28 protein-coding genes and 1 other annotated feature are annotated in these 23,534 nt (G+C 42.3%); all 28 genes read left to right on the top strand.

Annotated features, from left to right (window positions below):
- Positions 1-49 precede the first annotated feature (49 nt).
- The 28 genes from rpmG (at position 50) to rplN (ending at position 23,528) form a co-directional block, all read left to right on the top strand.
- Positions 50-199, top strand: a complete 150-nt coding sequence (rpmG, locus tag V6D42_RS19650; protein WP_003156421.1) for a 50S ribosomal protein L33 — start codon at positions 50-52, stop codon at positions 197-199.
- Positions 200-232: 33 nt separating this feature from the next.
- On the top strand, positions 233-412 hold the full coding sequence (gene secE / locus V6D42_RS19645; protein WP_010327716.1) for a preprotein translocase subunit SecE: 180 nt from the start codon (positions 233-235) through the stop codon (positions 410-412).
- 183 nt (positions 413-595) lie between these two features.
- Complete coding sequence (gene nusG / locus V6D42_RS19640; protein ID WP_010332761.1) at positions 596-1,129, top strand: transcription termination/antitermination protein NusG; 534 nt, start codon at positions 596-598, stop codon at positions 1,127-1,129.
- A 167-nt stretch (positions 1,130-1,296) separates the two neighbouring features.
- On the top strand, positions 1,297-1,722 hold the full coding sequence (rplK, locus tag V6D42_RS19635) for a 50S ribosomal protein L11 (RefSeq protein WP_003156430.1): 426 nt from the start codon (positions 1,297-1,299) through the stop codon (positions 1,720-1,722).
- Between the two features lie 94 nt (positions 1,723-1,816).
- Positions 1,817-2,515 carry a 50S ribosomal protein L1 gene (rplA, locus tag V6D42_RS19630; RefSeq protein ID WP_003225765.1) on the top strand — a complete coding sequence of 233 codons (699 nt, stop codon included), beginning with the start codon at positions 1,817-1,819 and terminating at the stop codon, positions 2,513-2,515.
- Positions 2,516-2,563: 48 nt separating this feature from the next.
- Positions 2,564-2,703: a sequence feature (ribosomal protein L10 leader region), on the top strand.
- Positions 2,704-2,767: 64 nt separating this feature from the next.
- The gene (gene rplJ, locus V6D42_RS19625; RefSeq protein ID WP_010332762.1) at positions 2,768-3,268 is read left to right on the top strand and encodes a 50S ribosomal protein L10; all 501 of its coding nucleotides are present in this window, start codon (positions 2,768-2,770) and stop codon (positions 3,266-3,268) included.
- A gap of 44 nt (positions 3,269-3,312) precedes the next feature.
- Complete coding sequence (rplL, locus tag V6D42_RS19620) at positions 3,313-3,684, top strand: 50S ribosomal protein L7/L12 (protein ID WP_003156436.1); 372 nt, start codon at positions 3,313-3,315, stop codon at positions 3,682-3,684.
- 90 nt (positions 3,685-3,774) lie between these two features.
- Positions 3,775-4,380 carry a class I SAM-dependent methyltransferase gene (locus tag V6D42_RS19615; RefSeq protein WP_010332763.1) on the top strand — a complete coding sequence of 202 codons (606 nt, stop codon included), beginning with the start codon at positions 3,775-3,777 and terminating at the stop codon, positions 4,378-4,380.
- 245 nt (positions 4,381-4,625) lie between these two features.
- Positions 4,626-8,207 (top strand): DNA-directed RNA polymerase subunit beta, encoded by a 3,582-nt coding sequence (gene rpoB / locus V6D42_RS19610; protein WP_010332764.1) that lies wholly within the window; start codon positions 4,626-4,628, stop codon positions 8,205-8,207.
- A 61-nt stretch (positions 8,208-8,268) separates the two neighbouring features.
- Positions 8,269-11,868, top strand: a complete 3,600-nt coding sequence (gene rpoC, locus V6D42_RS19605; RefSeq protein ID WP_229150202.1) for a DNA-directed RNA polymerase subunit beta' — start codon at positions 8,269-8,271, stop codon at positions 11,866-11,868.
- Positions 11,869-12,047: 179 nt separating this feature from the next.
- Positions 12,048-12,296, top strand: coding sequence for a 50S ribosomal protein L7ae-like protein (locus V6D42_RS19600; protein WP_010332766.1), 249 nt, complete (start codon positions 12,048-12,050; stop codon positions 12,294-12,296).
- A gap of 114 nt (positions 12,297-12,410) precedes the next feature.
- Positions 12,411-12,827: a 30S ribosomal protein S12 gene (gene rpsL / locus V6D42_RS19595; protein ID WP_003156445.1), complete on the top strand. Its 417-nt coding sequence runs from the start codon at positions 12,411-12,413 to the stop codon at positions 12,825-12,827.
- A 41-nt stretch (positions 12,828-12,868) separates the two neighbouring features.
- Positions 12,869-13,339, top strand: coding sequence for a 30S ribosomal protein S7 (gene rpsG, locus V6D42_RS19590; RefSeq protein WP_003225784.1), 471 nt, complete (start codon positions 12,869-12,871; stop codon positions 13,337-13,339).
- 52 nt (positions 13,340-13,391) lie between these two features.
- Entirely contained in the window at positions 13,392-15,470 is a 2,079-nt protein-coding gene (gene fusA / locus V6D42_RS19585; protein WP_010332767.1) for an elongation factor G, read from the top strand.
- Positions 15,471-15,589: 119 nt separating this feature from the next.
- On the top strand, positions 15,590-16,780 hold the full coding sequence (tuf, locus tag V6D42_RS19580; RefSeq protein WP_010332768.1) for an elongation factor Tu: 1,191 nt from the start codon (positions 15,590-15,592) through the stop codon (positions 16,778-16,780).
- 93 nt (positions 16,781-16,873) lie between these two features.
- Positions 16,874-17,812, top strand: a complete 939-nt coding sequence (locus V6D42_RS19575; RefSeq protein ID WP_333514328.1) for an alpha/beta fold hydrolase — start codon at positions 16,874-16,876, stop codon at positions 17,810-17,812.
- A gap of 259 nt (positions 17,813-18,071) precedes the next feature.
- Positions 18,072-18,380, top strand: coding sequence for a 30S ribosomal protein S10 (rpsJ, locus tag V6D42_RS19570; RefSeq protein WP_003156464.1), 309 nt, complete (start codon positions 18,072-18,074; stop codon positions 18,378-18,380).
- Positions 18,381-18,419: 39 nt separating this feature from the next.
- On the top strand, positions 18,420-19,049 hold the full coding sequence (gene rplC / locus V6D42_RS19565) for a 50S ribosomal protein L3 (RefSeq protein ID WP_168746777.1): 630 nt from the start codon (positions 18,420-18,422) through the stop codon (positions 19,047-19,049).
- A gap of 27 nt (positions 19,050-19,076) precedes the next feature.
- Entirely contained in the window at positions 19,077-19,700 is a 624-nt protein-coding gene (gene rplD, locus V6D42_RS19560; RefSeq protein WP_003242004.1) for a 50S ribosomal protein L4, read from the top strand.
- Positions 19,700-19,987, top strand: a complete 288-nt coding sequence (gene rplW, locus V6D42_RS19555; protein WP_003225793.1) for a 50S ribosomal protein L23 — start codon at positions 19,700-19,702, stop codon at positions 19,985-19,987. The genes rplD and rplW overlap by 1 nt, the downstream gene beginning before the upstream one ends.
- Before the next feature lie 31 nt (positions 19,988-20,018).
- Positions 20,019-20,852: a 50S ribosomal protein L2 gene (rplB, locus tag V6D42_RS19550; RefSeq protein WP_010332771.1), complete on the top strand. Its 834-nt coding sequence runs from the start codon at positions 20,019-20,021 to the stop codon at positions 20,850-20,852.
- A gap of 57 nt (positions 20,853-20,909) precedes the next feature.
- Positions 20,910-21,188, top strand: coding sequence for a 30S ribosomal protein S19 (rpsS, locus tag V6D42_RS19545; protein WP_003156472.1), 279 nt, complete (start codon positions 20,910-20,912; stop codon positions 21,186-21,188).
- A 16-nt stretch (positions 21,189-21,204) separates the two neighbouring features.
- On the top strand, positions 21,205-21,546 hold the full coding sequence (gene rplV / locus V6D42_RS19540; protein ID WP_010332772.1) for a 50S ribosomal protein L22: 342 nt from the start codon (positions 21,205-21,207) through the stop codon (positions 21,544-21,546).
- A 3-nt stretch (positions 21,547-21,549) separates the two neighbouring features.
- Positions 21,550-22,206: a 30S ribosomal protein S3 gene (gene rpsC, locus V6D42_RS19535; RefSeq protein WP_010332773.1), complete on the top strand. Its 657-nt coding sequence runs from the start codon at positions 21,550-21,552 to the stop codon at positions 22,204-22,206.
- A 1-nt stretch (position 22,207) separates the two neighbouring features.
- Complete coding sequence (gene rplP, locus V6D42_RS19530) at positions 22,208-22,642, top strand: 50S ribosomal protein L16 (protein WP_003225801.1); 435 nt, start codon at positions 22,208-22,210, stop codon at positions 22,640-22,642.
- Positions 22,632-22,832, top strand: coding sequence for a 50S ribosomal protein L29 (gene rpmC, locus V6D42_RS19525; RefSeq protein ID WP_003156482.1), 201 nt, complete (start codon positions 22,632-22,634; stop codon positions 22,830-22,832). Before rplP ends, rpmC begins: the two co-directional genes overlap by 11 nt.
- Before the next feature lie 22 nt (positions 22,833-22,854).
- A complete protein-coding gene (rpsQ, locus tag V6D42_RS19520; RefSeq protein WP_003178345.1) occupies positions 22,855-23,118 on the top strand; it encodes a 30S ribosomal protein S17 in 264 nt (87 codons plus the stop codon).
- Between the two features lie 41 nt (positions 23,119-23,159).
- Positions 23,160-23,528: a 50S ribosomal protein L14 gene (gene rplN / locus V6D42_RS19515; RefSeq protein ID WP_003225805.1), complete on the top strand. Its 369-nt coding sequence runs from the start codon at positions 23,160-23,162 to the stop codon at positions 23,526-23,528.
- The last annotated feature ends 6 nt before the right edge of the window (positions 23,529-23,534 follow it).

The following is a 23,534-nucleotide window of genomic DNA, read 5'->3' as shown; positions in this document are numbered from 1 at the left end:
TGTTACTTAAGATAAGAACTAATGTCTATTTAGAAAAAGGTGTAATGACATGAGAAAAAAGATTACGTTAGCATGCAAAACATGCGGAAACCGTAATTATACGACAATGAAGAGCTCTGCATCAGCGGCTGAGCGATTAGAAGTAAAGAAATACTGCAGTACTTGCAATTCACATACAGCTCATCTTGAAACAAAATAGTGTTTGCGCTTTTAAATTGTGGAGGTCTTTTACATGCGTATTATGAGATTCTTTAAAGATGTTGGGAAAGAAATGAAAAAGGTAAGCTGGCCTAAAGGAAAAGAGTTAACTCGCTATACCATCACGGTTATTTCAACAGTTATCTTTTTTATTATCTTTTTTGCCCTCCTTGACACAGGAATTTCTCAATTAATTCGTTTAATAGTTGAATAATGATCAGCAATACGTGCTATAATAGATCATAATATCACTTGCCAAAACCCGTTCAGCGGGTTTTTTATTGTGGGTTAAAAATGAAAGTTATCATAGGCTTACCGCCTATTTTTTGCATGAAGCGTTATGGTAGTACACTAAAACCAAATGCGGGGAGGGAAGGACTGGACAGTCCTGAAGAGAATGGAAAAGAATTGGTATGTTGTTCACACGTATTCTGGTTATGAGAACAAAGTAAAAGCCAACTTGGAAAAACGTGTTGAATCAATGGGGATGCAGGATAAGATTTTTCGTGTAGTCGTACCTGAAGAAGAAGAGACAGATATCAAAAACGGCAAGAAAAAAGTTGTCAAAAAGAAAGTATTCCCTGGTTATGTCCTTGTTGAAATCGTCATGACGGATGATTCTTGGTATGTTGTCCGCAACACACCTGGTGTTACTGGATTCGTAGGTTCTGCCGGCTCTGGTTCAAAACCGACGGCGCTTCTTCCTGGCGAAGCAGAAACCATTCTGAAGAGAATGGGTATGGACGAACGCAAAACTGACATTGACTTTGAATTAAAAGAGACAGTGAAAGTGATAGACGGACCTTTTGCCAACTTTACTGGATCAATTGAAGAGATTGACTACGATAAAAGCAAGGTTAAGGTTTTCGTTAATATGTTCGGCCGTGAAACGCCGGTTGAGCTGGAATTTACCCAGATCGACAAATTGTAATGTGAAAAAACTTGAAATTGCTATATATAAATGATAATATAGCAAAGGTACGTCTTGGACTTATCCAAGGCAGCTAGCTTGATATTTCGTCATTCATATAAAGAATGAAACCTTGAGTGGGAGGGTTTACCCTATTACCACATCACGGACTTAAGGAGGTGTGTCTCGTGGCTAAAAAAGTAGTAAAAGTTGTAAAATTGCAAATTCCTGCTGGAAAAGCTAACCCAGCGCCGCCAGTTGGACCTGCACTAGGTCAAGCCGGTGTTAATATCATGGGATTCTGTAAGGAGTTTAACGCTCGTACAGCTGACCAAGCTGGTTTAATCATTCCTGTTGAAATTTCGGTTTACGAAGACCGTTCATTTACATTTATTACAAAAACTCCACCTGCTGCAGTATTGCTTAAAAAAGCAGCTGGAATTGAGTCTGGTTCTGGTGAACCAAACCGTAATAAAGTGGCAACCGTTAAGCGCGATAAAGTACGCGAAATCGCTGAAACGAAAATGCCTGACTTAAACGCAGCAGACGTTGAAGCGGCAATGCGCATGGTTGAAGGTACTGCACGCAGTATGGGTATTGTAATCGAGGATTAATTTGTTTCTTGTCGGGTTGCGAGTTTTCACAAGTTCGCAACCCTTATTCGTGGGAGGTTATTCCGCTATAACCACATAAGGAGGAAATTTTAAAATGGCTAAAAAAGGTAAAAAGTACGCAGAAGCTGCTAAGCTTGTAGATCGTGCGAAAGCGTACGATGTTTCTGAAGCAGTAGCTCTCGTTAAAAAAACAAACACAGCTAAATTCGACGCTACAGTTGAAGTTGCATTCCGTCTAGGGGTTGACCCTCGTAAAAACGACCAGCAAATCCGCGGAGCAGTTGTGCTTCCAAACGGAACTGGTAAAACTCAGCGCGTTCTCGTTTTCGCAAAAGGCGAAAAAGCGAAAGAAGCTGAAGCTGCTGGTGCAGATTACGTTGGAGATACTGACTACATCAACAAAATTCAACAAGGCTGGTTCGATTTCGATGTAATCGTAGCTACACCTGACATGATGGGTGAAGTTGGTAAAATCGGTCGTGTGCTTGGACCAAAAGGTTTAATGCCAAACCCTAAAACTGGTACAGTTACTTTCGAAGTTGAAAAAGCAATCGGCGAAATCAAAGCTGGTAAAGTTGAATACCGCGTAGATAAAGCTGGAAACATCCATGTTCCTATCGGTAAAGTTTCTTTCGAGGATGAAAAACTTGTTGAGAACTTCACAACAATGTATGATACAATCCTGAAAGCAAAACCTGCTGCAGCAAAAGGTGTTTACGTGAAAAACGTTGCTGTAACTTCTACTATGGGACCTGGTGTCAAAGTAGACGCATCAACTTTCAACGTAAAATAATATTTGACATGACATCAACATTCTGATATGATTAAAAATGTTGTAAAATATAATATATCATTTATACCGTAGACAGTAGGGGCTTAACAGCTTAATATCCTACCGAGGTGTATATTATCACAGCTATTACGTTACGTATGCTTGTATATACAGCCTCCATGTCTCATGGAGGCTTTTTATATGGAATCCGTTTCTCAGTCGTGATCACCTGACGGTATAAGTGTTACACAAGAATCTACAGGAGGTGTAACCATGAGCAGCGCAATTGAAACAAAAAAAGTTGTTGTTGAAGAAATTACTTCTAAATTAAAAGAAAGCAAATCAACGATCATCGTTGATTACCGCGGACTTAACGTTTCTGAAGTAACAGAACTTCGTAAACAGCTTCGTGAAGCTAACGTTGAGTTCAAAGTTTACAAAAACACAATGACTCGCCGTGCGGTTGAACAAGCTGAACTTGATGGTTTGAATGATGTCTTAACTGGACCGAATGCAATTGCATTCAGTACTGAGGATGTTGTCGCTCCAGCTAAAGTTATTAACGAGTTTGCTAAACAGCATGAAGCTCTTGAAATCAAAGCTGGCGTTATCGAAGGTAAAGTTTCTACTGTTGAAGAAGTGAAAGCTCTTGCCGAACTTCCATCACGCGAAGGCTTGCTTTCTATGTTGCTTAGCGTACTTCAAGCTCCAGTTCGTAACCTTGCTCTTGCTGCAAAAGCTGTGGCAGATCAAAAGGAAGAACAAGGCGCTTAATCTAATCAGTTTTTAAAAATCAAAACAAAATGGAGGAATTACAAATGGCTTTAAATATCGAAGAAATCATTGCTTCCGTTAAAGAAGCAACTGTACTTGAATTGAACGACCTAGTAAAAGCAATCGAAGAAGAATTTGGCGTAACTGCTGCTGCTCCTGTAGCTGTAGCTGGCGGAGCTGCTGCTGGCGGAGCTGCTGAAGAGCAAAGCGAATTCGACCTTATCCTTGCTGGTGCAGGTTCACAAAAAATCAAAGTTATCAAAGTTGTACGTGAAATCACTGGTCTTGGCTTGAAAGAAGCTAAAGAACTTGTTGACAACACTCCAAAACCTCTTAAAGAAGGTATTGCTAAAGAAGAAGCTGAAGAGCTTAAAGCTAAACTTGAAGAAGTTGGCGCTTCTGTAGAAGTTAAGTAATCTTCACTTGCCTGTAGGGGAAGCTCGCTTTTATGAGGCGGGCTTTTTCTTTGCCATTCTTTAAGTAATGAAAAAAAGGAGGTTCTAATAATGAGTGAGCACTATTATTCAGAAAAACCTTCAGTAAAAAGCAACAAACAAACATGGTCTTTTAGGCTTCGAAACAAGGAGTTTACGTTTACCAGCGACAGCGGTGTTTTTTCTAAAAAGGAAGTCGATTTTGGCTCGCGCCTGCTGGTCGAATCTTTTGAAGAGCCTGAAGTTGAGGGCAGCTTTTTAGATGTAGGCTGCGGCTATGGCCCGATTGGATTATCGCTGGCTAGTGACTTTAAAGACCGGACCATCCACATGATTGATGTTAATGAAAGAGCCGTAGAGTTATCAAATGAAAATGCAGAACAAAACGGGATAACAAACGTTGAGATTTACCAAAGCGATTTGTTTTCAAACGTTGACTCTGCTCAAACATTTGCTTCTATTCTTACAAATCCCCCAATCCGAGCCGGAAAAAAAGTTGTCCATGCTATCTTTGAGAAAAGCGCTGAACACTTAAAAGCTTCAGGTGAATTGTGGATCGTCATACAGAAAAAACAAGGTGCGCCTTCTGCCATTGAAAAGCTTGAGGAACTGTTCGAAGAAGTTTCTGTCGTTCAAAAAAAGAAAGGCTATTATATCATAAAAGCAAAAAAAGTTTGACTCGGTATTTTAGCTATGTTAATATTATAAAATGCCAATGTATATATTTAGATTGATATGATGAAATGTCAATATCTATGTATAAATTATACAAGTATGGAAATGCTAATAAAATCGGTATTTGTTTTTGGATGTGGTTTTCTTAATTAGAAACCCTTTTTTCTTTTGTCTTGTAAAAGTGTTTTCTTTCTTTGAAAGAGATGCTTATTACACATATAATACGCATGATTTGAGGGGTGAATCAGTTGACAGGTCAACTAGTTCAGTATGGACGACACCGCCAGCGCAGAAGCTATGCTCGCATTAGCGAAGTGTTAGAATTACCAAATCTCATTGAAATTCAAACCTCTTCTTATCAGTGGTTTCTTGATGAGGGTCTTAGAGAGATGTTTCAAGACATATCGCCAATTGAGGATTTCACTGGTAACCTCTCTCTTGAGTTCATTGATTACAGTTTAGGGGAGCCTAAATATCCAGTAGAGGAATCAAAAGAACGTGATGTGACTTACTCAGCTCCGCTAAGAGTGAAGGTTCGTTTAATTAACAAAGAAACTGGAGAGGTAAAAGACCAAGATGTCTTCATGGGTGATTTCCCTATTATGACAGATACAGGTACTTTTATCATAAACGGTGCGGAACGCGTTATCGTTTCCCAGCTTGTTCGGTCTCCAAGTGTATATTTCAGTGGTAAAGTAGACAAAAACGGTAAAAAAGGTTTTACCGCAACTGTCATTCCAAACCGTGGCGCATGGTTAGAATACGAAACTGATGCGAAAGATGTTGTTTATGTACGCATTGATCGCACACGTAAGTTGCCGGTTACGGTTCTTTTGCGTGCTCTCGGCTTCGGCTCCGATCAAGAGATTCTTGATCTCGTAGGAGAAAACGAATACCTGCGAAATACGCTTGATAAAGATAACACAGAAAACAGCGATAAAGCGCTGCTTGAAATCTACGAGCGCCTCCGTCCTGGAGAGCCGCCTACAGTGGAAAATGCGAAGAGCTTGCTTGATTCTCGTTTCTTTGATCCGAAACGATACGATCTTGCCAATGTAGGACGCTATAAAATTAATAAAAAGCTTCATATTAAAAATCGCCTCTTTAATCAGAGACTTGCTGAAACGCTTGTTGATCCTGAAACAGGAGAAATCCTGGCTGAAAAAGGTCAGATTCTTGATAGAAGAACACTTGATAAAGTACTGCCATACTTAGAAAACGGAATCGGCTTCAGAAAGCTGTATCCGAACGGCGGTGTTGTTGAGGACGAAGTAACGCTTCAATCCATTAAAATCTTTGCTCCTACTGATCAAGAAGGAGAACAGGTTATTAATGTCATCGGCAATGCTTACGTTGAAGAAGAGATTAAAAACATTACACCTGCTGATATTATTTCTTCTATCAGCTACTTCTTCAACTTGCTGCACGGAGTAGGCGACACAGATGATATTGACCATCTTGGAAACCGCCGTTTACGTTCTGTAGGTGAACTTCTCCAGAACCAATTCCGTATCGGTTTAAGCCGTATGGAGCGTGTGGTTCGTGAGAGAATGTCAATTCAAGATACGAATACAATTACACCTCAGCAGCTGATTAATATTCGTCCTGTTATTGCGTCCATTAAAGAGTTCTTTGGAAGTTCTCAGCTTTCTCAATTCATGGACCAGACGAACCCGCTTGCTGAATTAACACATAAGCGCCGTCTGTCGGCTCTTGGACCGGGCGGATTGACACGTGAGCGTGCCGGAATGGAAGTGCGTGACGTTCACTACTCCCACTATGGCCGTATGTGTCCGATTGAAACGCCTGAGGGACCGAACATCGGTTTGATCAACTCACTATCATCATATGCAAAAGTAAACCGTTTTGGCTTTATTGAAACGCCATATCGCCGCGTTGATCCTGAAACAGGAAAAGTGACGCCAAGAATCGATTACTTAACTGCTGATGAAGAAGATAACTACGTTGTCGCTCAGGCAAATGCACGACTCGATGACGAAGGTGCGTTTGTGGACGACAGCATTGTAGCCCGTTTCCGCGGAGAGAACACCGTTGTTCCTAGAAACCGTGTTGATTACATGGATGTATCGCCTAAGCAGGTAGTATCTGCTGCGACAGCATGTATCCCGTTCCTAGAAAACGATGACTCAAACCGTGCCCTAATGGGAGCGAACATGCAGCGTCAGGCTGTGCCTTTGATGCAGCCGGAAGCGCCATTTGTAGGAACTGGTATGGAATACGTATCAGGTAAAGACTCTGGTGCCGCTGTTATTTGTAAACACCCTGGTATCGTTGAACGTGTAGAAGCGAAAAACGTTTGGGTTCGCCGTTATGAAGATGTAGACGGTCAAAAAGTAAAAGGAAATCTGGATAAATACAGCTTGCTGAAATTTGTCCGCTCTAACCAAGGTACTTGCTACAACCAGCGTCCGATCGTAAGTGTCGGCGATGAAGTGGTAAAAGGAGAAATCCTTGCTGACGGTCCTTCTATGGAGCTTGGTGAACTTGCACTTGGCCGTAACGTAATGGTCGGCTTTATGACATGGGATGGCTACAACTATGAGGATGCCATCATCATGAGTGAACGTCTTGTGAAAGATGATGTTTATACATCTATTCACATTGAAGAATATGAATCAGAAGCACGTGATACAAAACTCGGGCCTGAAGAAATTACTCGCGATATTCCAAACGTCGGTGAAGATGCGCTTCGCAATCTTGATGACCGTGGAATTATCCGTATCGGGGCAGAAGTAAAAGACGGAGATCTTCTTGTTGGTAAAGTAACGCCTAAGGGTGTAACAGAACTTACTGCAGAAGAACGCCTTCTTCACGCCATCTTTGGTGAAAAAGCCCGCGAGGTTCGTGATACTTCTCTTCGTGTGCCTCACGGCGGCGGCGGAATCATTCACGATGTCAAAGTCTTCAACCGTGAGGACGGAGACGAACTTCCTCCAGGTGTAAACCAGTTAGTGCGCGTATATATCGTTCAGAAACGTAAAATTTCTGAAGGGGATAAAATGGCCGGTCGTCACGGTAACAAAGGTGTTATCTCTAAGATTCTTCCTGAAGAAGATATGCCTTATCTTCCTGACGGCACACCAATTGATATCATGCTTAACCCGCTGGGCGTACCATCACGTATGAACATCGGGCAGGTATTAGAGCTTCACATGGGTATGGCCGCTCGTTACCTCGGCATCCACATTGCGTCACCGGTATTTGACGGAGCGCGTGAAGAGGATGTTTGGGAAACACTTGAAGAAGCTGGAATGTCTCGTGACGCTAAAACTGTTCTTTACGACGGACGTACCGGAGAGCCGTTTGATAACCGTGTATCTGTCGGTATCATGTACATGATTAAACTGGCTCACATGGTTGACGATAAACTTCATGCACGCTCTACAGGTCCTTACTCACTTGTTACGCAGCAGCCTCTTGGCGGTAAAGCTCAATTTGGCGGACAGCGTTTTGGTGAGATGGAGGTTTGGGCACTTGAAGCTTACGGTGCGGCATACACTCTTCAAGAGATTCTGACTGTTAAGTCTGATGACGTGGTTGGACGTGTGAAAACATACGAAGCCATCGTTAAAGGCGACAACGTTCCTGAACCTGGTGTTCCGGAATCATTCAAAGTATTAATTAAAGAACTTCAAAGTTTAGGTATGGATGTGAAAATCCTTTCTAGCGATGAAGAAGAAATAGAAATGAGAGATTTAGAAGACGAAGAAGATGCAAAACAAGCTGACGGCCTGGCGTTATCAGGTGATGAAGAGCCGGAAGAAACAGCATCTGCAGACGTTGAACGTGATGTAGTAACAAAAGAATAATCTCTAGTTATAAAGGCAAGTGACATCGGTTAATCCGAAGATAAAAAGGGAGGTAGGCCCCTTGCTAGATGTGAACAATTTTGAGTATATGAACATCGGTCTTGCTTCACCGGATAAAATCCGTTCATGGTCTTTTGGTGAAGTGAAAAAGCCTGAAACGATAAACTATCGTACGTTAAAACCTGAAAAGGACGGTCTATTCTGCGAACGCATTTTCGGACCGACTAAGGACTGGGAATGTCATTGCGGGAAGTACAAGCGAGTTCGTTATAAAGGCGTAGTTTGTGACCGCTGCGGAGTTGAAGTAACACGGGCTAAAGTCCGTCGTGAGAGAATGGGGCACATTGAACTGGCTGCCCCAGTTTCCCACATTTGGTATTTCAAAGGTATTCCAAGCCGTATGGGTCTTGTGTTGGATATGTCGCCTCGTGCATTGGAAGAAGTTATTTACTTTGCTTCTTATGTTGTAACTGATCCGGCAAATACACCGCTTGAAAAGAAACAGCTTCTATCTGAAAAGGAATACCGTGCGTATCTTGATAAGTACGGCAATAAGTTCCAAGCATCTATGGGTGCTGAAGCGATTCATAAACTTCTTCAAGATATCGATCTTGTAAAAGAAGTTGATATGTTAAAAGAAGAGCTGAAAACATCTCAAGGACAGCGTCGTACTCGTGCGATCAAACGCCTTGAAGTGTTAGAAGCCTTCCGTAACTCAGGAAACAAGCCTTCTTGGATGATCCTTGATGTGCTTCCTGTTATTCCTCCTGAGCTCAGACCGATGGTTCAGCTTGATGGCGGACGTTTTGCGACTTCTGATTTGAACGACCTTTATCGTCGTGTCATCAACCGTAACAATCGTTTGAAACGCCTTTTAGACCTTGGTGCGCCTAGCATTATCGTTCAAAACGAAAAGCGTATGCTTCAAGAGGCTGTCGATGCTTTAATTGACAACGGCCGTCGCGGACGCCCTGTAACAGGTCCTGGTAACAGACCATTAAAATCTCTTTCTCATATGCTGAAAGGGAAGCAAGGACGTTTCCGTCAAAACCTTCTTGGTAAACGTGTCGATTACTCCGGACGTTCTGTAATCGTCGTTGGTCCGCATTTGAAAATGTACCAATGCGGATTACCGAAGGAAATGGCGCTCGAACTTTTCAAACCTTTCGTTATGAAAGAGCTTGTTGAAAAGGGTCTGGCTCACAACATTAAGAGTGCGAAACGTAAAATTGAGCGCGTACAGCCTGAAGTATGGGATGTACTAGAATCAGTTATCAAGGAGCATCCGGTACTTCTGAACCGTGCCCCTACGCTTCACAGATTAGGTATCCAAGCGTTTGAACCAACACTTGTTGAAGGACGCGCAATCCGTCTTCACCCGCTCGTATGTACAGCTTATAACGCTGACTTTGACGGTGACCAAATGGCGGTTCACGTACCATTATCTGCAGAAGCTCAAGCTGAAGCACGCATCTTGATGCTTGCCGCTCAAAACATCTTGAACCCTAAAGATGGTAAACCGGTTGTAACACCGTCTCAGGATATGGTACTGGGTAACTATTACCTGACTCTAGAGCGTGCCGGTGCTGTCGGTGAAGGTATGGTCTTCAAGAATACGGATGAAGCGCTTCTTGCTTATCAAAACGGATATGTTCATCTTCATACGAGAGTGGCTGTTGCAGCAAACTCCCTTAAGAACGTGACATTTACTGAAGAGCAACGCTCAAAATTGTTAATTACAACTGTCGGTAAACTGGTCTTCAATGAAATTCTTCCAGAATCATTCCCTTACATGAATGAACCAACGAAGAGCAACATTGAAGAGAAAACACCTGACCGTTTCTTCTTAGAAAAAGGTGCCGATGTAAAAGCTGCCATCGCACAGCAGCCAATCAATGCACCGTTTAAAAAAGGTATTCTGGGTAAAATTATCGCGGAAATCTTTAAACGATTCCACATTACGGAAACGTCTAAAATGCTTGACCGCATGAAAAACCTAGGTTTCAGATATTCAACAAAAGCTGGTATTACAGTTGGGGTTTCTGACATCGTCGTTCTCGATGATAAACAAGAAATTCTTGAAGAAGCACAAGGCAAAGTTGATAACGTTATGAAGCAGTTCCGCCGCGGTCTGATTACTGAAGAAGAACGCTATGAGAGAGTCATCTCTATCTGGAGTTCTGCAAAAGACGTTATCCAAGGCAAACTGATGAACTCACTTGATGAGCTCAACCCGATCTACATGATGAGTGACTCTGGTGCCCGTGGTAACGCGTCTAACTTTACTCAGCTTGCCGGAATGCGCGGCCTGATGGCCAACCCGGCTGGACGTATCATTGAGTTACCAATCAAATCTAGTTTCCGTGAAGGTCTGACAGTATTGGAGTACTTTATCTCCACTCACGGTGCGCGTAAAGGTCTTGCCGATACCGCCCTTAAAACTGCTGACTCAGGTTACCTTACACGCCGTCTTGTTGACGTTGCACAGGATGTTATCATCCGTGAAACTGATTGTGGAACTGACCGAGGCATCCTTGCTCAACCGCTTAGAGAAGGCACTGAAATCATTGAGCGCTTAGAAGAACGCTTAATCGGCCGTTTTGCAAGAAAACAAGTGAAACATCCTGAAACAGGTGAAGTGCTTGTAAACGAAAACGAACTGATTGATGAGGATAAAGCGATTGAAATCGTAGAAGCCGGCATTGAAGAAGTGTGGATCCGTTCTGCCTTCACATGTAATACGCCTCATGGTGTATGTAAACGATGCTATGGCCGAAACCTTGCGACTGGTACCGATGTTGAAGTCGGTGAAGCAGTCGGCATCATCGCTGCCCAATCAATCGGTGAGCCTGGTACACAGTTAACAATGCGTACATTCCATACAGGCGGGGTTGCAGGAGACGATATCACACAAGGTCTTCCGCGTATCCAAGAGCTTTTCGAAGCGCGTAATCCAAAAGGTCAGGCAACAATTACCGAAATCGACGGTACAGTCGTTGAAATCAATGAAGTTCGCGACAAACAGCAGGAAATTGTGGTTCAAGGCGCAGTTGAAACACGCTCTTATACGGCACCATATAACTCCCGCTTAAAAGTAGCGGAAGGAGATAAAATTACTCGCGGCCAAGTGCTGACAGAAGGTTCAATCGATCCGAAAGAACTTCTTAAAGTGACTGACCTGACTACTGTTCAAGAGTATCTTCTTCATGAGGTTCAAAAGGTTTACCGTATGCAGGGTGTTGAAATCGGCGATAAACACGTAGAAGTAATGGTTCGCCAAATGCTTCGTAAAGTACGTGTGATTGATGCCGGTGATACTGATGTGCTTCCTGGCTCATTACTTGATATTCACCAATTTACTGAAGCGAACAAAAAGGTATTGCTGGAAGGCAAACGTCCTGCTACAGGCCGTCCTGTCTTACTCGGTATCACCAAAGCTTCTCTTGAAACTGATTCATTCTTATCTGCTGCTTCCTTCCAGGAGACAACACGTGTCCTTACAGACGCAGCGATCAAAGGTAAGCGTGATGAACTTCTCGGCCTGAAAGAGAATGTTATTATCGGTAAGCTTGTTCCGGCTGGTACTGGAATGATGAAATACCGAAAAGCAAAACCTGTTTCAAATGTTCAATCGACTGAGGACATGGTTCCGGTTGAATAACTGATAGTATGCTGCTGAGAGACTGCAAAACAGTCTTTCAGCAGTCATATTTAAATAAAAAGATCACTCTATGAGAAGATAGAAACTAAAAAATGTCATACCTTGTTGACATTCGTCTCCTAGAATGATAATATAACCAAGGTGCTCGAAATAAACCTGTTACTTTGGAGGATATGTTTATGTCTTATGATAAAGTATCACAGGCCAAATCAATTATTATTGGTACGAAGCAAACAGTGAAAGCTCTAAAACGAGGTTCAGTAAAGGAAGTAGTCGTTGCAATAGACGCAGATCCTATTCTTACGTCAAGTGTAATCACACTAGCGAAAGATCAAGGGATTGCTGTCTCAATGGTTGAATCCATGAAAAAGCTCGGCAAAGCCTGCGGAATTGAAGTAGGAGCAGCAGCTGTTGCCATTATGTTATAACGTACTTTTTGTTTTTGCGTGAGATTTATTCTCGTGTAAAGACATTGTTTTTTGCCTATTGATGAACCACCTGGGTATGTGGGTTATAAAACGTAATGAAGGGAGGAACAAAACATGCCTACAATTAATCAGCTAATTCGCAAAGGACGCGTGAGTAAAGTAGAAAACTCAAAGTCTCCTGCACTTAACAAAGGATACAACAGCTTTAAAAAAGAGCACACTAATGTATCTTCTCCACAAAAACGCGGGGTATGTACTCGTGTTGGTACAATGACACCGAAAAAACCGAACTCAGCACTTCGTAAATATGCTCGTGTTCGTTTAACTAACGGAATTGAGGTTACTGCCTACATTCCTGGTATCGGTCACAACCTGCAAGAGCACAGTGTTGTACTTATCCGCGGCGGACGTGTAAAAGACTTACCAGGGGTACGTTACCACATCGTTCGTGGTGCGCTTGACACTGCTGGAGTTGAAAACCGTGCGCAAGGCCGTTCTAAATACGGTACGAAACGTCCTAAAGCAAAATAATAAACGAATAAACGTATAATTTGAGAAGGGAGGATATTCAGATGCCACGTAAAGGTCCTGTAGCAAAAAGAGACGTTTTACCTGATCCGATTTACAACTCTAAGCTTGTATCTCGTCTAATCAACAAAATGATGATCGACGGTAAAAAAGGTAAGTCTCAAACAATCCTATACAAGTCATTCGATATCATTAAAGAACGTACTGGCAATGATGCAATGGAGGTTTTCGAACAAGCATTGAAAAACATCATGCCTGTACTTGAAGTAAAAGCACGCCGTGTAGGTGGTGCGAACTACCAAGTTCCTGTAGAAGTTCGTCCTGAACGTCGTACTACTCTTGGACTTCGCTGGTTAGTTAACTACGCTCGTCTTCGCGGAGAAAAAACGATGGAAGAGCGTTTAGCTAACGAAATCCTTGACGCAGCTAACAACACTGGTGCTGCTGTTAAGAAACGTGAAGATACTCATAAGATGGCTGAAGCAAACAAAGCATTTGCTCACTATCGTTGGTAGGATTTATATACTAAAAAACACAATTTCCCAATAAGGAAGGAGAAATTACCCAATGGCAAGAGAGTTCTCCTTAGACAAAACTCGTAATATCGGGATCATGGCTCACATTGATGCCGGTAAAACGACTACTACAGAACGTATCTTGTTCTATACTGGTCGTATCCACAAAATTGGTGAAACTCATGAAGGAGCTTCACAAATGGACTGGATGGAGCAGGAACAAGAGCGTGGTATCACAATCACTTCCGCTGCGACAACTGCACAGTGGAAAGGATACCGCGTAAACATCATCGATACTCCAGGACACGTAGACTTCACAGTTGAAGTTGAACGTTCTCTTCGTGTACTTGATGGTGCTGTTGCTGTACTTGACGCACAGTCTGGCGTTGAGCCTCAAACAGAAACTGTTTGGCGTCAAGCAACAACTTACGGAGTACCGCGTATCGTTTTCGTTAACAAAATGGACAAAATCGGTGCAGACTTCCTTTACTCTGTAGGAACTTTAAGAGATCGTCTTCAAGCTAACGCTCATGCAATTCAATTGCCGATCGGTGCTGAAGACAACTTCGAAGGTATCATTGATCTAGTAGAAAACGTTGCGTATTTCTACGAAGATGACCTTGGAACTCGTTCTGACGCGAAAGAAATCCCTGAAGAGTACAAAGAGCAAGCTGAAGAGCTTCGCAACAGCCTCATTGAAGCTGTATGTGAGCTTGATGAAGAGCTTATGGACAAATACCTTGAGGGTGAAGAAATCACTATTGACGAGTTAAAAGCAGGTATCCGTAAAGGTACATTAAATGTTGAATTCTACCCAGTTCTTGTTGGTTCTGCCTTCAAAAACAAAGGTGTTCAATTAGTACTTGATGCTGTTCTTGACTACCTTCCTGCACCAACAGACGTTGCTGCAATTAAAGGTATCCGTCCTGATACAAATGAAGAGATTGAGCGTCATTCTTCTGATGAAGAGCCATTCTCTGCACTAGCATTTAAAGTTATGACTGACCCTTACGTTGGTAAGCTGACGTTCTTCCGTGTGTACTCTGGAACACTTGATTCTGGTTCATACGTGAAAAACTCAACTAAAGGCAAACGTGAGCGTGTTGGACGTATCCTTCAAATGCACGCCAACAGCCGTGAAGAAATCTCTACTGTATATGCAGGAGATATCGCAGCTGCTGTAGGTCTAAAAGATACTTCTACTGGAGATACTCTATGTGACGAAAAGGATCTAGTTATCCTTGAATCAATGGAATTCCCAGAACCAGTTATCGACGTTGCAATTGAGCCTAAATCAAAAGCTGACCAAGATAAAATGGGTATCGCTTTAGCAAAACTTGCTGAAGAGGATCCAACTTTCCGTACTCAAACAAACCCGGAAACTGGTCAGACAATCATCTCTGGTATGGGTGAGCTTCACCTTGATATCATTGTTGATCGTATGAAGCGTGAATTCAAAGTAGAAGCTAACGTTGGTGCTCCTCAAGTTGCGTACCGTGAAACATTCCGTTCCGGTGCAAAAGTTGAAGGTAAATTCGTACGTCAGTCTGGTGGACGCGGTCAGTTCGGTCACGTTTGGATTGAATTCGAACCAAACGAAGAAGGCGCTGGCTTTGAATTCGAAAATGCGATTGTCGGTGGGGTTGTTCCTCGTGAATACATCCCAGCTGTTCAAGCAGGTCTAGAAGATTCACTTGAAAATGGTGTATTAGCTGGATTCCCGCTTATCGACATTAAAGCAAAACTTTTTGATGGATCTTACCATGATGTTGACTCAAACGAAATGGCGTTTAAAGTTGCTGCTTCTATGGCATTGAAAAATGCAGTCAGCAAATGTAACCCAGTTCTTCTTGAACCAATCATGAAAGTAGAAGTGGTTATTCCTGAAGAATACATGGGAGACATCATGGGTGATGTTACTTCTCGTCGCGGACGCGTAGAAGGTATGGAAGCTCGCGGTAACGCGCAAGTTGTTCGTGCGATGGTTCCTCTTGCTGAAATGTTCGGTTACGCTACTGCCCTTCGTTCTAACACGCAAGGTCGCGGTACGTTCACTATGCACATGGATCACTACGAAGAAGTGCCGAAGAGCATTGCTGAAGAAATTATCAAAAAAAATAAAGGCGAATAATTGATTTTGCCTCTTAACTCAAGTATAACTACTATTGTAAGATGAGGAAGTGAAAGCTTTCTTTCACTTCCTATCACTCTATACATTACTAATTAAAAGCTCTTAAGGAGGATTTTAGAATGGCTAAAGAAAAATTCGACCGTTCCAAATCACATGCCAATATCGGTACAATTGGACACGTTGACCATGGTAAAACAACTTTAACTGCTGCTATCACAACAGTACTTCATAAGAAATCTGGTAAAGGTACAGCTATGGCGTACGATCAAATTGATGGTGCACCAGAAGAACGTGAGCGCGGTATCACAATCTCTACTGCACACGTTGAGTATGAAACTGAAACTCGTCACTATGCACACGTTGACTGCCCAGGACACGCTGACTATGTTAAAAACATGATCACTGGTGCTGCGCAAATGGACGGAGCTATCCTAGTAGTATCTGCTGCTGATGGCCCAATGCCACAAACTCGTGAGCACATCCTTCTTTCTAAAAACGTTGGTGTACCATACATCGTTGTATTCTTAAACAAATGCGACATGGTAGACGACGAAGAGCTTCTTGAACTAGTTGAAATGGAAGTTCGCGATCTTCTTAGCGAATACGACTTCCCTGGTGATGATGTACCAGTTATTAAAGGTTCTGCTCTTAAAGCTCTTGAAGGAGATGCTGAGTACGAAGCTAAAATCTTCGAACTTATGGATGCAGTTGATGAGTACATCCCAACTCCAGAACGTGACACTGAAAAACCATTCATGATGCCAGTTGAGGACGTATTCTCAATCACTGGTCGTGGAACAGTTGCTACTGGACGTGTAGAACGCGGACAAGTTAAAGTCGGTGACGAAGTTGAAATCATCGGTCTTCAAGAAGAAAACAGCAAAACAACTGTTACTGGTGTTGAAATGTTCCGTAAGCTTCTTGATTACGCTGAAGCTGGAGACAACATTGGAGCCCTTCTTCGCGGTGTAGCTCGTGAAGATATCCAACGTGGTCAAGTACTTGCTAAACCAGGTACAATCACTCCACACAGCAAATTCAAAGCTGAAGTTTACGTTCTTTCTAAAGAAGAGGGTGGACGTCATACTCCATTCTTCTCTAACTACCGTCCTCAGTTCTACTTCCGTACAACTGACGTAACTGGTATCATCCATCTTCCAGAAGGCGTAGAAATGGTTATGCCTGGAGATAACACTGAAATGAACGTTGAGCTTATCTCTACAATCGCTATCGAAGAAGGAACTCGTTTCTCTATTCGTGAAGGCGGACGTACTGTTGGTTCAGGCGTTGTTTCTACAATCACTGAGTAATAGTATATTGAAAACGAGGCCCTTTGGGTCTCGTTTTTTTTTGTGCTTTTTTGTTTTATAATAAGGTTTATCCTATTTGAGGAGCTATGGGTTATGAGTGAAATCACATCAATTTCTTTCATGAAAGAACTGAGAATCGATAATACGAAGCAAATGCTCATGATCAATGGAAATGATATATCGAACCCATTGCTGCTTTTTTTACATGGTGGACCCGGAGCATCCCAAATCGGATTTATCAGGAACTTTCAAAGGGAACTGGAACAGCACTTTACAGTTGTAAATTGGGATCAAAGGGGTTCAGGTCTTTCCTATACTAAACAGATTCCGCAAAGTTCAATGACAATCAGTCAAATCATTAAAGACACGATTCATGTTACTGAATGGCTCTTAGATCATTTTTCAAAAACAAAAGTGTATCTTGCAGGACACTCCTGGGGTTCGCTGCTGGCTCTTCATGTACTTCAAGAGAGGCCGGATCTTTTTCACGCTTACTATGGAATCAGTCAGGTCACTAATACTCAGCTGGAAGAAAAAATGGCCTATCATTCTGTATGCAAGACAAATCGCTTTCTATCATTAACCTTAGGTTTACTTGGCCCGCCACCTTGGAACAAGAAGATTTATCATTTCATCTTTCGAGTCTGCATTGAATTGAGCAGGGGAGGATTCACTCATCATCGCCGACACATTCTTACAGTATTGTGTCAGTTGCTAGCTGGCAATGAGTATGGAATAAAAAACATCTCTCGTTTCATCAGAGGGCATCGTTTCAGCGCAAAGAATTTGTCTGATGATTTACACCGTTTTGATGCTTTTAAATCAGTTTCTTCTATTAAAGTACCGTGTTTCTTCATTTCAGGCAGTCATGATTTGATTGTTCCTGCTGAAATATCGAAACAGTATTATCAATTTGTTGATGCTCCTGAAAAGCACTGGCATTATTTTAAAAACTCCGCCCATACGCCGCATATCGAGGAGCCTTCATTATTTGCCAAAACTCTGAGTAAACACGCAGTGTACCACTTATAATAGAAGAAAATTCCCTTATTCACTCGCTTCTTGATAAATAAGAAAAACACATGTATAATACTAAAAGTGTGCAAATCATGCATATTCTAAATAAGTCTTGCAACATACGTCTATTTTCTGTATAATGGTGTATGTTGGTCTTTGACTGCGATGAAGTGAGAGGTTGCTGACACACCCGGCCGCTTTGCCATGGCAAGGTGTTCAGGTTTTTCTCACGGAGAACTGTCTAACGTGAAGTAGGCGAAAAGGAGGGAAAATAATGGCAAAACAAAAAATTCGTATTCGTTTGAAAGCATATGATCATAGAATCCTTGATCAATCTGCAGAGAAGATTGTTGAAACGGCAAAACGTTCTGGTGCCAGCGTATCTGGTCCGATTCCGTTGCCAACTGAAAAATCAGTTTACACAATCCTTCGTGCGGTGCACAAATACAAAGATTCTCGTGAGCAATTTGAAATGCGTACACATAAACGTTTAATCGACATTGTGAACCCAACACCACAAACTGTTGATGCACTCATGCGATTAGACTTACCATCTGGTGTCGATATCGAAATTAAACTTTAATTCTAAAATATAGAATGATCTTAATAGGAGGTGTGACGAATGACCAAAGGAATCTTAGGAAGAAAAATTGGTATGACGCAAGTATTCGCTGAAAATGGTGATCTTATTCCGGTAACTGTTATTGAGGCTGCTCCGAACGTTGTTCTTCAAAAGAAATCAGCTGAAAACGATGGCTACGAAGCAATCCAGCTTGGTTTTGACGACAAGCGTGAAAAGCTTTCTAACAAACCTGAAAAAGGACACGTTGCAAAAGCGGAAACTGCTCCTAAGCGCTTCGTAAAAGAATTACGCGGAGTGGAAATGGATGCGTATGAAGTTGGTCAGGAAGTCAAGGTTGAAATTTTCTCTGCTGGAGAAATTGTAGATGTAACAGGAGTATCTAAAGGTAAAGGTTTCCAAGGTGCAATCAAGCGCCACGGACAATCTCGCGGACCTATGTCTCACGGTTCACGCTACCACCGTCGTCCTGGTTCAATGGGACCTGTAGATCCTAACCGTGTATTCAAAGGTAAATTATTACCTGGACGTATGGGCGGAGAGCAAATCACTGTTCAAAACCTTGAAGTCGTAAAAGTTGATGCAGAACGCAATCTTCTTTTGATCAAAGGTAACGTACCTGGTCCGAAAAAATCTTTAATCACTGTTAAAAGTGCTGTTAAATCTAAATAACTCTCTTAGGAAAGGAGGAAATTGATCATGCCAAAAGTAGCATTATACAACCAAAACGGTTCTACTGCTGGTGACATCGAATTAAACGCTTCTGTATTTGGAATTGAGCCAAATGAAAGTGTTGTATTCGACGCTATTCTTATGCAAAGAGCTTCCTTACGTCAAGGATCTCATAAAGTAAAAAATCGTTCTGAAGTACGCGGCGGAGGTCGTAAACCATGGCGTCAAAAAGGTACTGGACGTGCCCGTCAAGGTTCTATCCGTTCACCGCAATGGCGCGGAGGTGGTGTCGTATTCGGCCCAACACCACGCAGCTATTCTTATAAATTACCTAAAAAAGTTCGCCGCTTGGCAATCAAATCAGTATTGTCTTCTAAAGTGAACGACAACAATATCATCGTTCTTGAAGATCTTACTCTTGATACGGCTAAAACAAAAGAAATGGCAGCTATCCTTAAAGGGCTATCTGTTGAGAAAAAAGCTTTAATCGTAACTGCGGATGCTAACGAAGCAGTGGCTTTATCTGCTCGCAACATTCCTGGAGTTACTGTAGTTGAAGCGAACGGAATCAACGTTTTAGACGTTGTCAACCACGAGAAGCTTCTGATTACAAAAGCAGCGGTTGAAAAAGTAGAGGAGGTGCTTGCATAATGAAAGATCCTCGTGATGTTCTAAAGCGCCCCGTCATTACTGAACGTTCGGCTGATTTAATGGCTGAAAAGAAATATACTTTTGAAGTTGATGTAAGAGCTAACAAAACAGAAGTGAAAGACGCGGTTGAAAGCATCTTTGGTGTGAAAGTTGACAAAGTCAACATCATGAACTACAAAGGTAAATCAAAACGTGTCGGACGCTACACTGGTATGACTAGCCGTCGCAGAAAAGCGATCGTGAAACTTACTGCAGACAGCAAAGAAATCGAAATTTTTGAAGCTTAATTATCTGTAAAAAGAAGGAGGGAAATTCAAAATGGCGATTAAAAAGTATAAACCGACCTCTAATGGACGTCGTGGCATGACAACTTCAGATTTTGCTGAAATCACGACTGACAAGCCGGAAAAATCCTTGCTTGCTCCCCTTCACAAAAAAGGCGGACGTAACAACCAAGGTAAATTGACTGTACGTCACCAAGGTGGCGGACATAAACGCCAATACCGTGTTATCGATTTTAAACGCGATAAAGATGGTATACCTGGACGCGTTGCTACAGTTGAATACGATCCAAACCGTTCAGCTAACATCGCTCTAGTCAACTATGCAGACGGAGAAAAACGTTACATTCTTGCTCCTAAAGGAATTCAAGTGGGTACTGAAATCATGTCAGGTCCAGAAGCTGACATCAAAGTAGGTAATGCACTACCACTTATCAACATCCCTGTTGGTACAGTTGTGCATAACATTGAATTAAAACCTGGTAAAGGCGGACAGCTTGTACGTTCAGCTGGTACATCTGCTCAGGTTCTTGGTAAAGAAGGCAAATACGTTCTTGTACGTCTTAACTCTGGAGAAGTTCGCATGATTCTTTCTGCTTGCCGTGCTTCTATCGGTCAAGTAGGTAACGAACAGCATGAACTTATCAACATTGGTAAAGCTGGACGTTCTCGCTGGAAAGGCATCCGTCCAACAGTTCGTGGTTCTGTAATGAACCCTAACGATCACCCACACGGTGGTGGTGAAGGACGTGCGCCAATCGGACGTAAATCACCAATGTCTCCATGGGGCAAACCAACTCTTGGATTCAAGACACGTAAGAAAAAGAACAAATCTGATAAATTTATCGTACGTCGTCGTAAAAATAAATAACGGGGTTGTCTACGGTTCATATCGGACCGTAGTGCAATCACGAAGGGAGGTTCCAAAATGGCTCGCAGCTTGAAAAAAGGACCATTTGTCGATGGACACTTGATGACAAAAATCGAGAAATTAAATGAAACTGACAAGAAACAAGTCGTTAAAACTTGGTCTCGTCGTTCTACTATTTTCCCACAGTTTATTGGTCACACAATCGCAGTCTATGACGGACGTAAACACGTGCCTGTATTCATCTCTGAAGATATGGTAGGGCACAAGTTGGGTGAATTCGCTCCAACTCGTACGTACAAAGGTCATGCTAGTGATGACAAAAAAACAAGACGCTAAGAGAGGAGGCTTTTAAATGCAAGCTAAAGCTGTTGCAAGAACAGTCCGTATTGCTCCTCGTAAAGCACGTCTAGTAATGGACCTGATTCGAGGCAAGCAAGTAGGTGAAGCAGTGTCAATCTTGAACCTAACACCGAGAGCTGCTTCTCCAATTATCGAGAAAGTATTAAAATCCGCTATTGCAAATGCTGAGCATAACTACGAAATGGACGCTAATAGCCTGGTTATTACTCAAGCATTCGTTGACGAAGGCCCTACGTTAAAAAGATTCCGCCCACGTGCTATGGGACGTGCGAGCCAGATCAACAAACGTACGAGCCACATTACAATCGTTGTATCAGAAAAGAAGGAGGGATAAGTAGTGGGTCAAAAGGTAAATCCAGTCGGTCTTCGTATCGGAGTCATTCGTGATTGGGAATCTAAGTGGTACGCTGGTAAAGATTACGCTGACTTCCTGCACGAAGATTTAAGAATTCGTGAATACATTAGCAAACGACTTTCTGACGCTTCTGTTTCTAAAGTTGAAATCGAACGCGCAGCAAATCGTGTTAACATTACGATCCACACAGCTAAGCCTGGTATGGTTATCGGTAAAGGCGGTTCTGAAGTTGAAGCACTTCGTAAAGCCCTTAACAGCCTAACTGGCAAGCGTGTACACATCAACATTCTTGAAATCAAAAGAGCAGATCTTGATGCACAACTAGTTGCTGACAACATCGCTCGTCAATTAGAAAACCGTGTTTCTTTCCGCCGTGCGCAGAAGCAACAAATCCAACGCACAATGCGTGCTGGAGCACAAGGTGTGAAAACAATGGTTTCTGGTCGTCTTGGCGGTGCAGATATCGCTCGTTCTGAATACTACAGTGAAGGAACTGTTCCATTGCACACATTACGTGCGGACATTGACTATGCAACATCTGAAGCTGACACTACTTATGGTAAGCTTGGTGTGAAAGTCTGGATCTATCGTGGAGAGGTTCTTCCTACTAAGAAGAAAACTGAGGAAGGAGGAAAATAATATGTTATTACCTAAACGCGTTAAATATCGCAGAGAGCATCGCGGAAAAATGCGTGGCCGTGCGAAAGGCGGTACTGAAGTACATTTCGGTGAGTTCGGTATCCAAGCTCTAGAAGCTTCTTGGATCACTAACCGTCAAATCGAAGCTGCCCGTATTGCGATGACTCGTTACATGAAACGTGGCGGTAAAGTTTGGATCAAAATTTTCCCTTCTAAACCTTACACTGCTAAACCACTAGAGGTACGTATGGGATCCGGTAAAGGGGCTCCAGAAGGTTGGGTAGCTGTTGTAAAACCGGGCAAAGTTTTATTTGAAATTTCTGGTGTGTCTGAAGAGGTTGCTCGTGAAGCGCTTCGTCTTGCATCTCACAAATTGCCAATTAAAACGAAGTTCGTAAAACGTGAAGAAATTGGTGGTGAATCAAATGAAAGCTAATGAAATTCGTGACCTTACCACTGCTGAAATTGAACAAAAAGTAAAGTCTCTTAAAGAAGAACTTTTCAATCTTCGCTTTCAATTAGCGACAGGACAACTTGAAAATACTGCTCGCATTCGTGAAGTGCGCAAAGCTATCGCGCGCATGAAAACTGTGATTCGTGAAAGAGAAATTGCTGCTAATAAATAATCACTGAGGGGAGGTCGTGAGCATGAGCGAACGTAACCAACGCAAAGTTTACCAAGGCCGTGTTGTTTCTGACAAAATGGATAAAACCATCACTGTTGTTGTTGAAACATACAAGAAACATTCACTTTACGGTAAACGCGTAAAATACTCAAAGAAATTCAAAGCACATGATGAAAATAATCAAGCGAAAATCGGTGACATCGTAAAGATCATGGAAACTCGTCCATTGTCTGCAACTAAGCGTTTCCGTCTAGTTGAAGTTGTCGAAGAAGCTGTTATTATCTAATAAAGTTCGGAATTCTTCTTTCCGAAGGGAGGTAACAAATAATGATTCAACAAGAGACTCGTTTAAAAGTAGCTGACAACTCTGGCGCACGTGAAGTACTTACTATTAAAGTTCTTGGTGGTTCTGGTCGTAAAACAGCTAATATTGGTGATGTAATTGTTTGCACGGTTAAACAAGCAACACCAGGAGGCGTTGTCAAAAAAGGTGAAGTCGTAAAAGCTGTTATCGTTCGCACTAAAAGTGGAGCGCGCAGAAGTGACGGTTCATACATCAGCTTCGATGAGAATGCATGTGTTATCATCCGTGACGACAAGAGCCCGCGTGGAACTCGTATCTTCGGACCAGTTGCTCGTGAATTGCGTGAAAACAACTTTATGAAAATTGTTTCTCTAGCTCCAGAAGTTATCTAATGAAAT

Source organism: Bacillus sp. 0909A, from assembly GCF_036765115.1.
Classification (GTDB): domain Bacteria; phylum Bacillota; class Bacilli; order Bacillales; family Bacillaceae; genus Bacillus; species Bacillus mojavensis.
This window is presented reverse-complemented; position numbering and strand designations above follow the sequence as displayed.

Excerpts from the sequence above, each read along its gene's own strand:
- V6D42_RS19600 (WP_010332766.1), top strand. The coding sequence starts at position 12,048 with ATGTCTTATGATAAAGTATCACAGGCCAAATCAATTATTATTGGTACG.
- rpsS (WP_003156472.1), top strand. The coding sequence starts at position 20,910 with ATGGCTCGCAGCTTGAAAAAAGGACCATTTGTCGATGGACACTTGATG.
- rplW (WP_003225793.1), top strand. The coding sequence starts at position 19,700 with ATGAAAGATCCTCGTGATGTTCTAAAGCGCCCCGTCATTACTGAACGT.
- rplN (WP_003225805.1), top strand. The coding sequence starts at position 23,160 with ATGATTCAACAAGAGACTCGTTTAAAAGTAGCTGACAACTCTGGCGCA.
- secE (WP_010327716.1), top strand. The coding sequence starts at position 233 with ATGCGTATTATGAGATTCTTTAAAGATGTTGGGAAAGAAATGAAAAAG.
- fusA (WP_010332767.1), top strand. The coding sequence starts at position 13,392 with ATGGCAAGAGAGTTCTCCTTAGACAAAACTCGTAATATCGGGATCATG.
- rplL (WP_003156436.1), top strand. The coding sequence starts at position 3,313 with ATGGCTTTAAATATCGAAGAAATCATTGCTTCCGTTAAAGAAGCAACT.
- rplA (WP_003225765.1), top strand. The coding sequence starts at position 1,817 with ATGGCTAAAAAAGGTAAAAAGTACGCAGAAGCTGCTAAGCTTGTAGAT.
- V6D42_RS19615 (WP_010332763.1), top strand. The coding sequence starts at position 3,775 with ATGAGTGAGCACTATTATTCAGAAAAACCTTCAGTAAAAAGCAACAAA.
- rplJ (WP_010332762.1), top strand. The coding sequence starts at position 2,768 with ATGAGCAGCGCAATTGAAACAAAAAAAGTTGTTGTTGAAGAAATTACT.
- rplD (WP_003242004.1), top strand. The coding sequence starts at position 19,077 with ATGCCAAAAGTAGCATTATACAACCAAAACGGTTCTACTGCTGGTGAC.
- rpsL (WP_003156445.1), top strand. The coding sequence starts at position 12,411 with ATGCCTACAATTAATCAGCTAATTCGCAAAGGACGCGTGAGTAAAGTA.
- V6D42_RS19575 (WP_333514328.1), top strand. The coding sequence starts at position 16,874 with ATGAGTGAAATCACATCAATTTCTTTCATGAAAGAACTGAGAATCGAT.
- nusG (WP_010332761.1), top strand. The coding sequence starts at position 596 with ATGGAAAAGAATTGGTATGTTGTTCACACGTATTCTGGTTATGAGAAC.
- rplV (WP_010332772.1), top strand. The coding sequence starts at position 21,205 with ATGCAAGCTAAAGCTGTTGCAAGAACAGTCCGTATTGCTCCTCGTAAA.
- tuf (WP_010332768.1), top strand. The coding sequence starts at position 15,590 with ATGGCTAAAGAAAAATTCGACCGTTCCAAATCACATGCCAATATCGGT.
- rplC (WP_168746777.1), top strand. The coding sequence starts at position 18,420 with ATGACCAAAGGAATCTTAGGAAGAAAAATTGGTATGACGCAAGTATTC.
- rpsQ (WP_003178345.1), top strand. The coding sequence starts at position 22,855 with ATGAGCGAACGTAACCAACGCAAAGTTTACCAAGGCCGTGTTGTTTCT.
- rpsJ (WP_003156464.1), top strand. The coding sequence starts at position 18,072 with ATGGCAAAACAAAAAATTCGTATTCGTTTGAAAGCATATGATCATAGA.
- rpsG (WP_003225784.1), top strand. The coding sequence starts at position 12,869 with ATGCCACGTAAAGGTCCTGTAGCAAAAAGAGACGTTTTACCTGATCCG.
- rplP (WP_003225801.1), top strand. The coding sequence starts at position 22,208 with ATGTTATTACCTAAACGCGTTAAATATCGCAGAGAGCATCGCGGAAAA.
- rpmG (WP_003156421.1), top strand. The coding sequence starts at position 50 with ATGAGAAAAAAGATTACGTTAGCATGCAAAACATGCGGAAACCGTAAT.
- rplB (WP_010332771.1), top strand. The coding sequence starts at position 20,019 with ATGGCGATTAAAAAGTATAAACCGACCTCTAATGGACGTCGTGGCATG.
- rpmC (WP_003156482.1), top strand. The coding sequence starts at position 22,632 with ATGAAAGCTAATGAAATTCGTGACCTTACCACTGCTGAAATTGAACAA.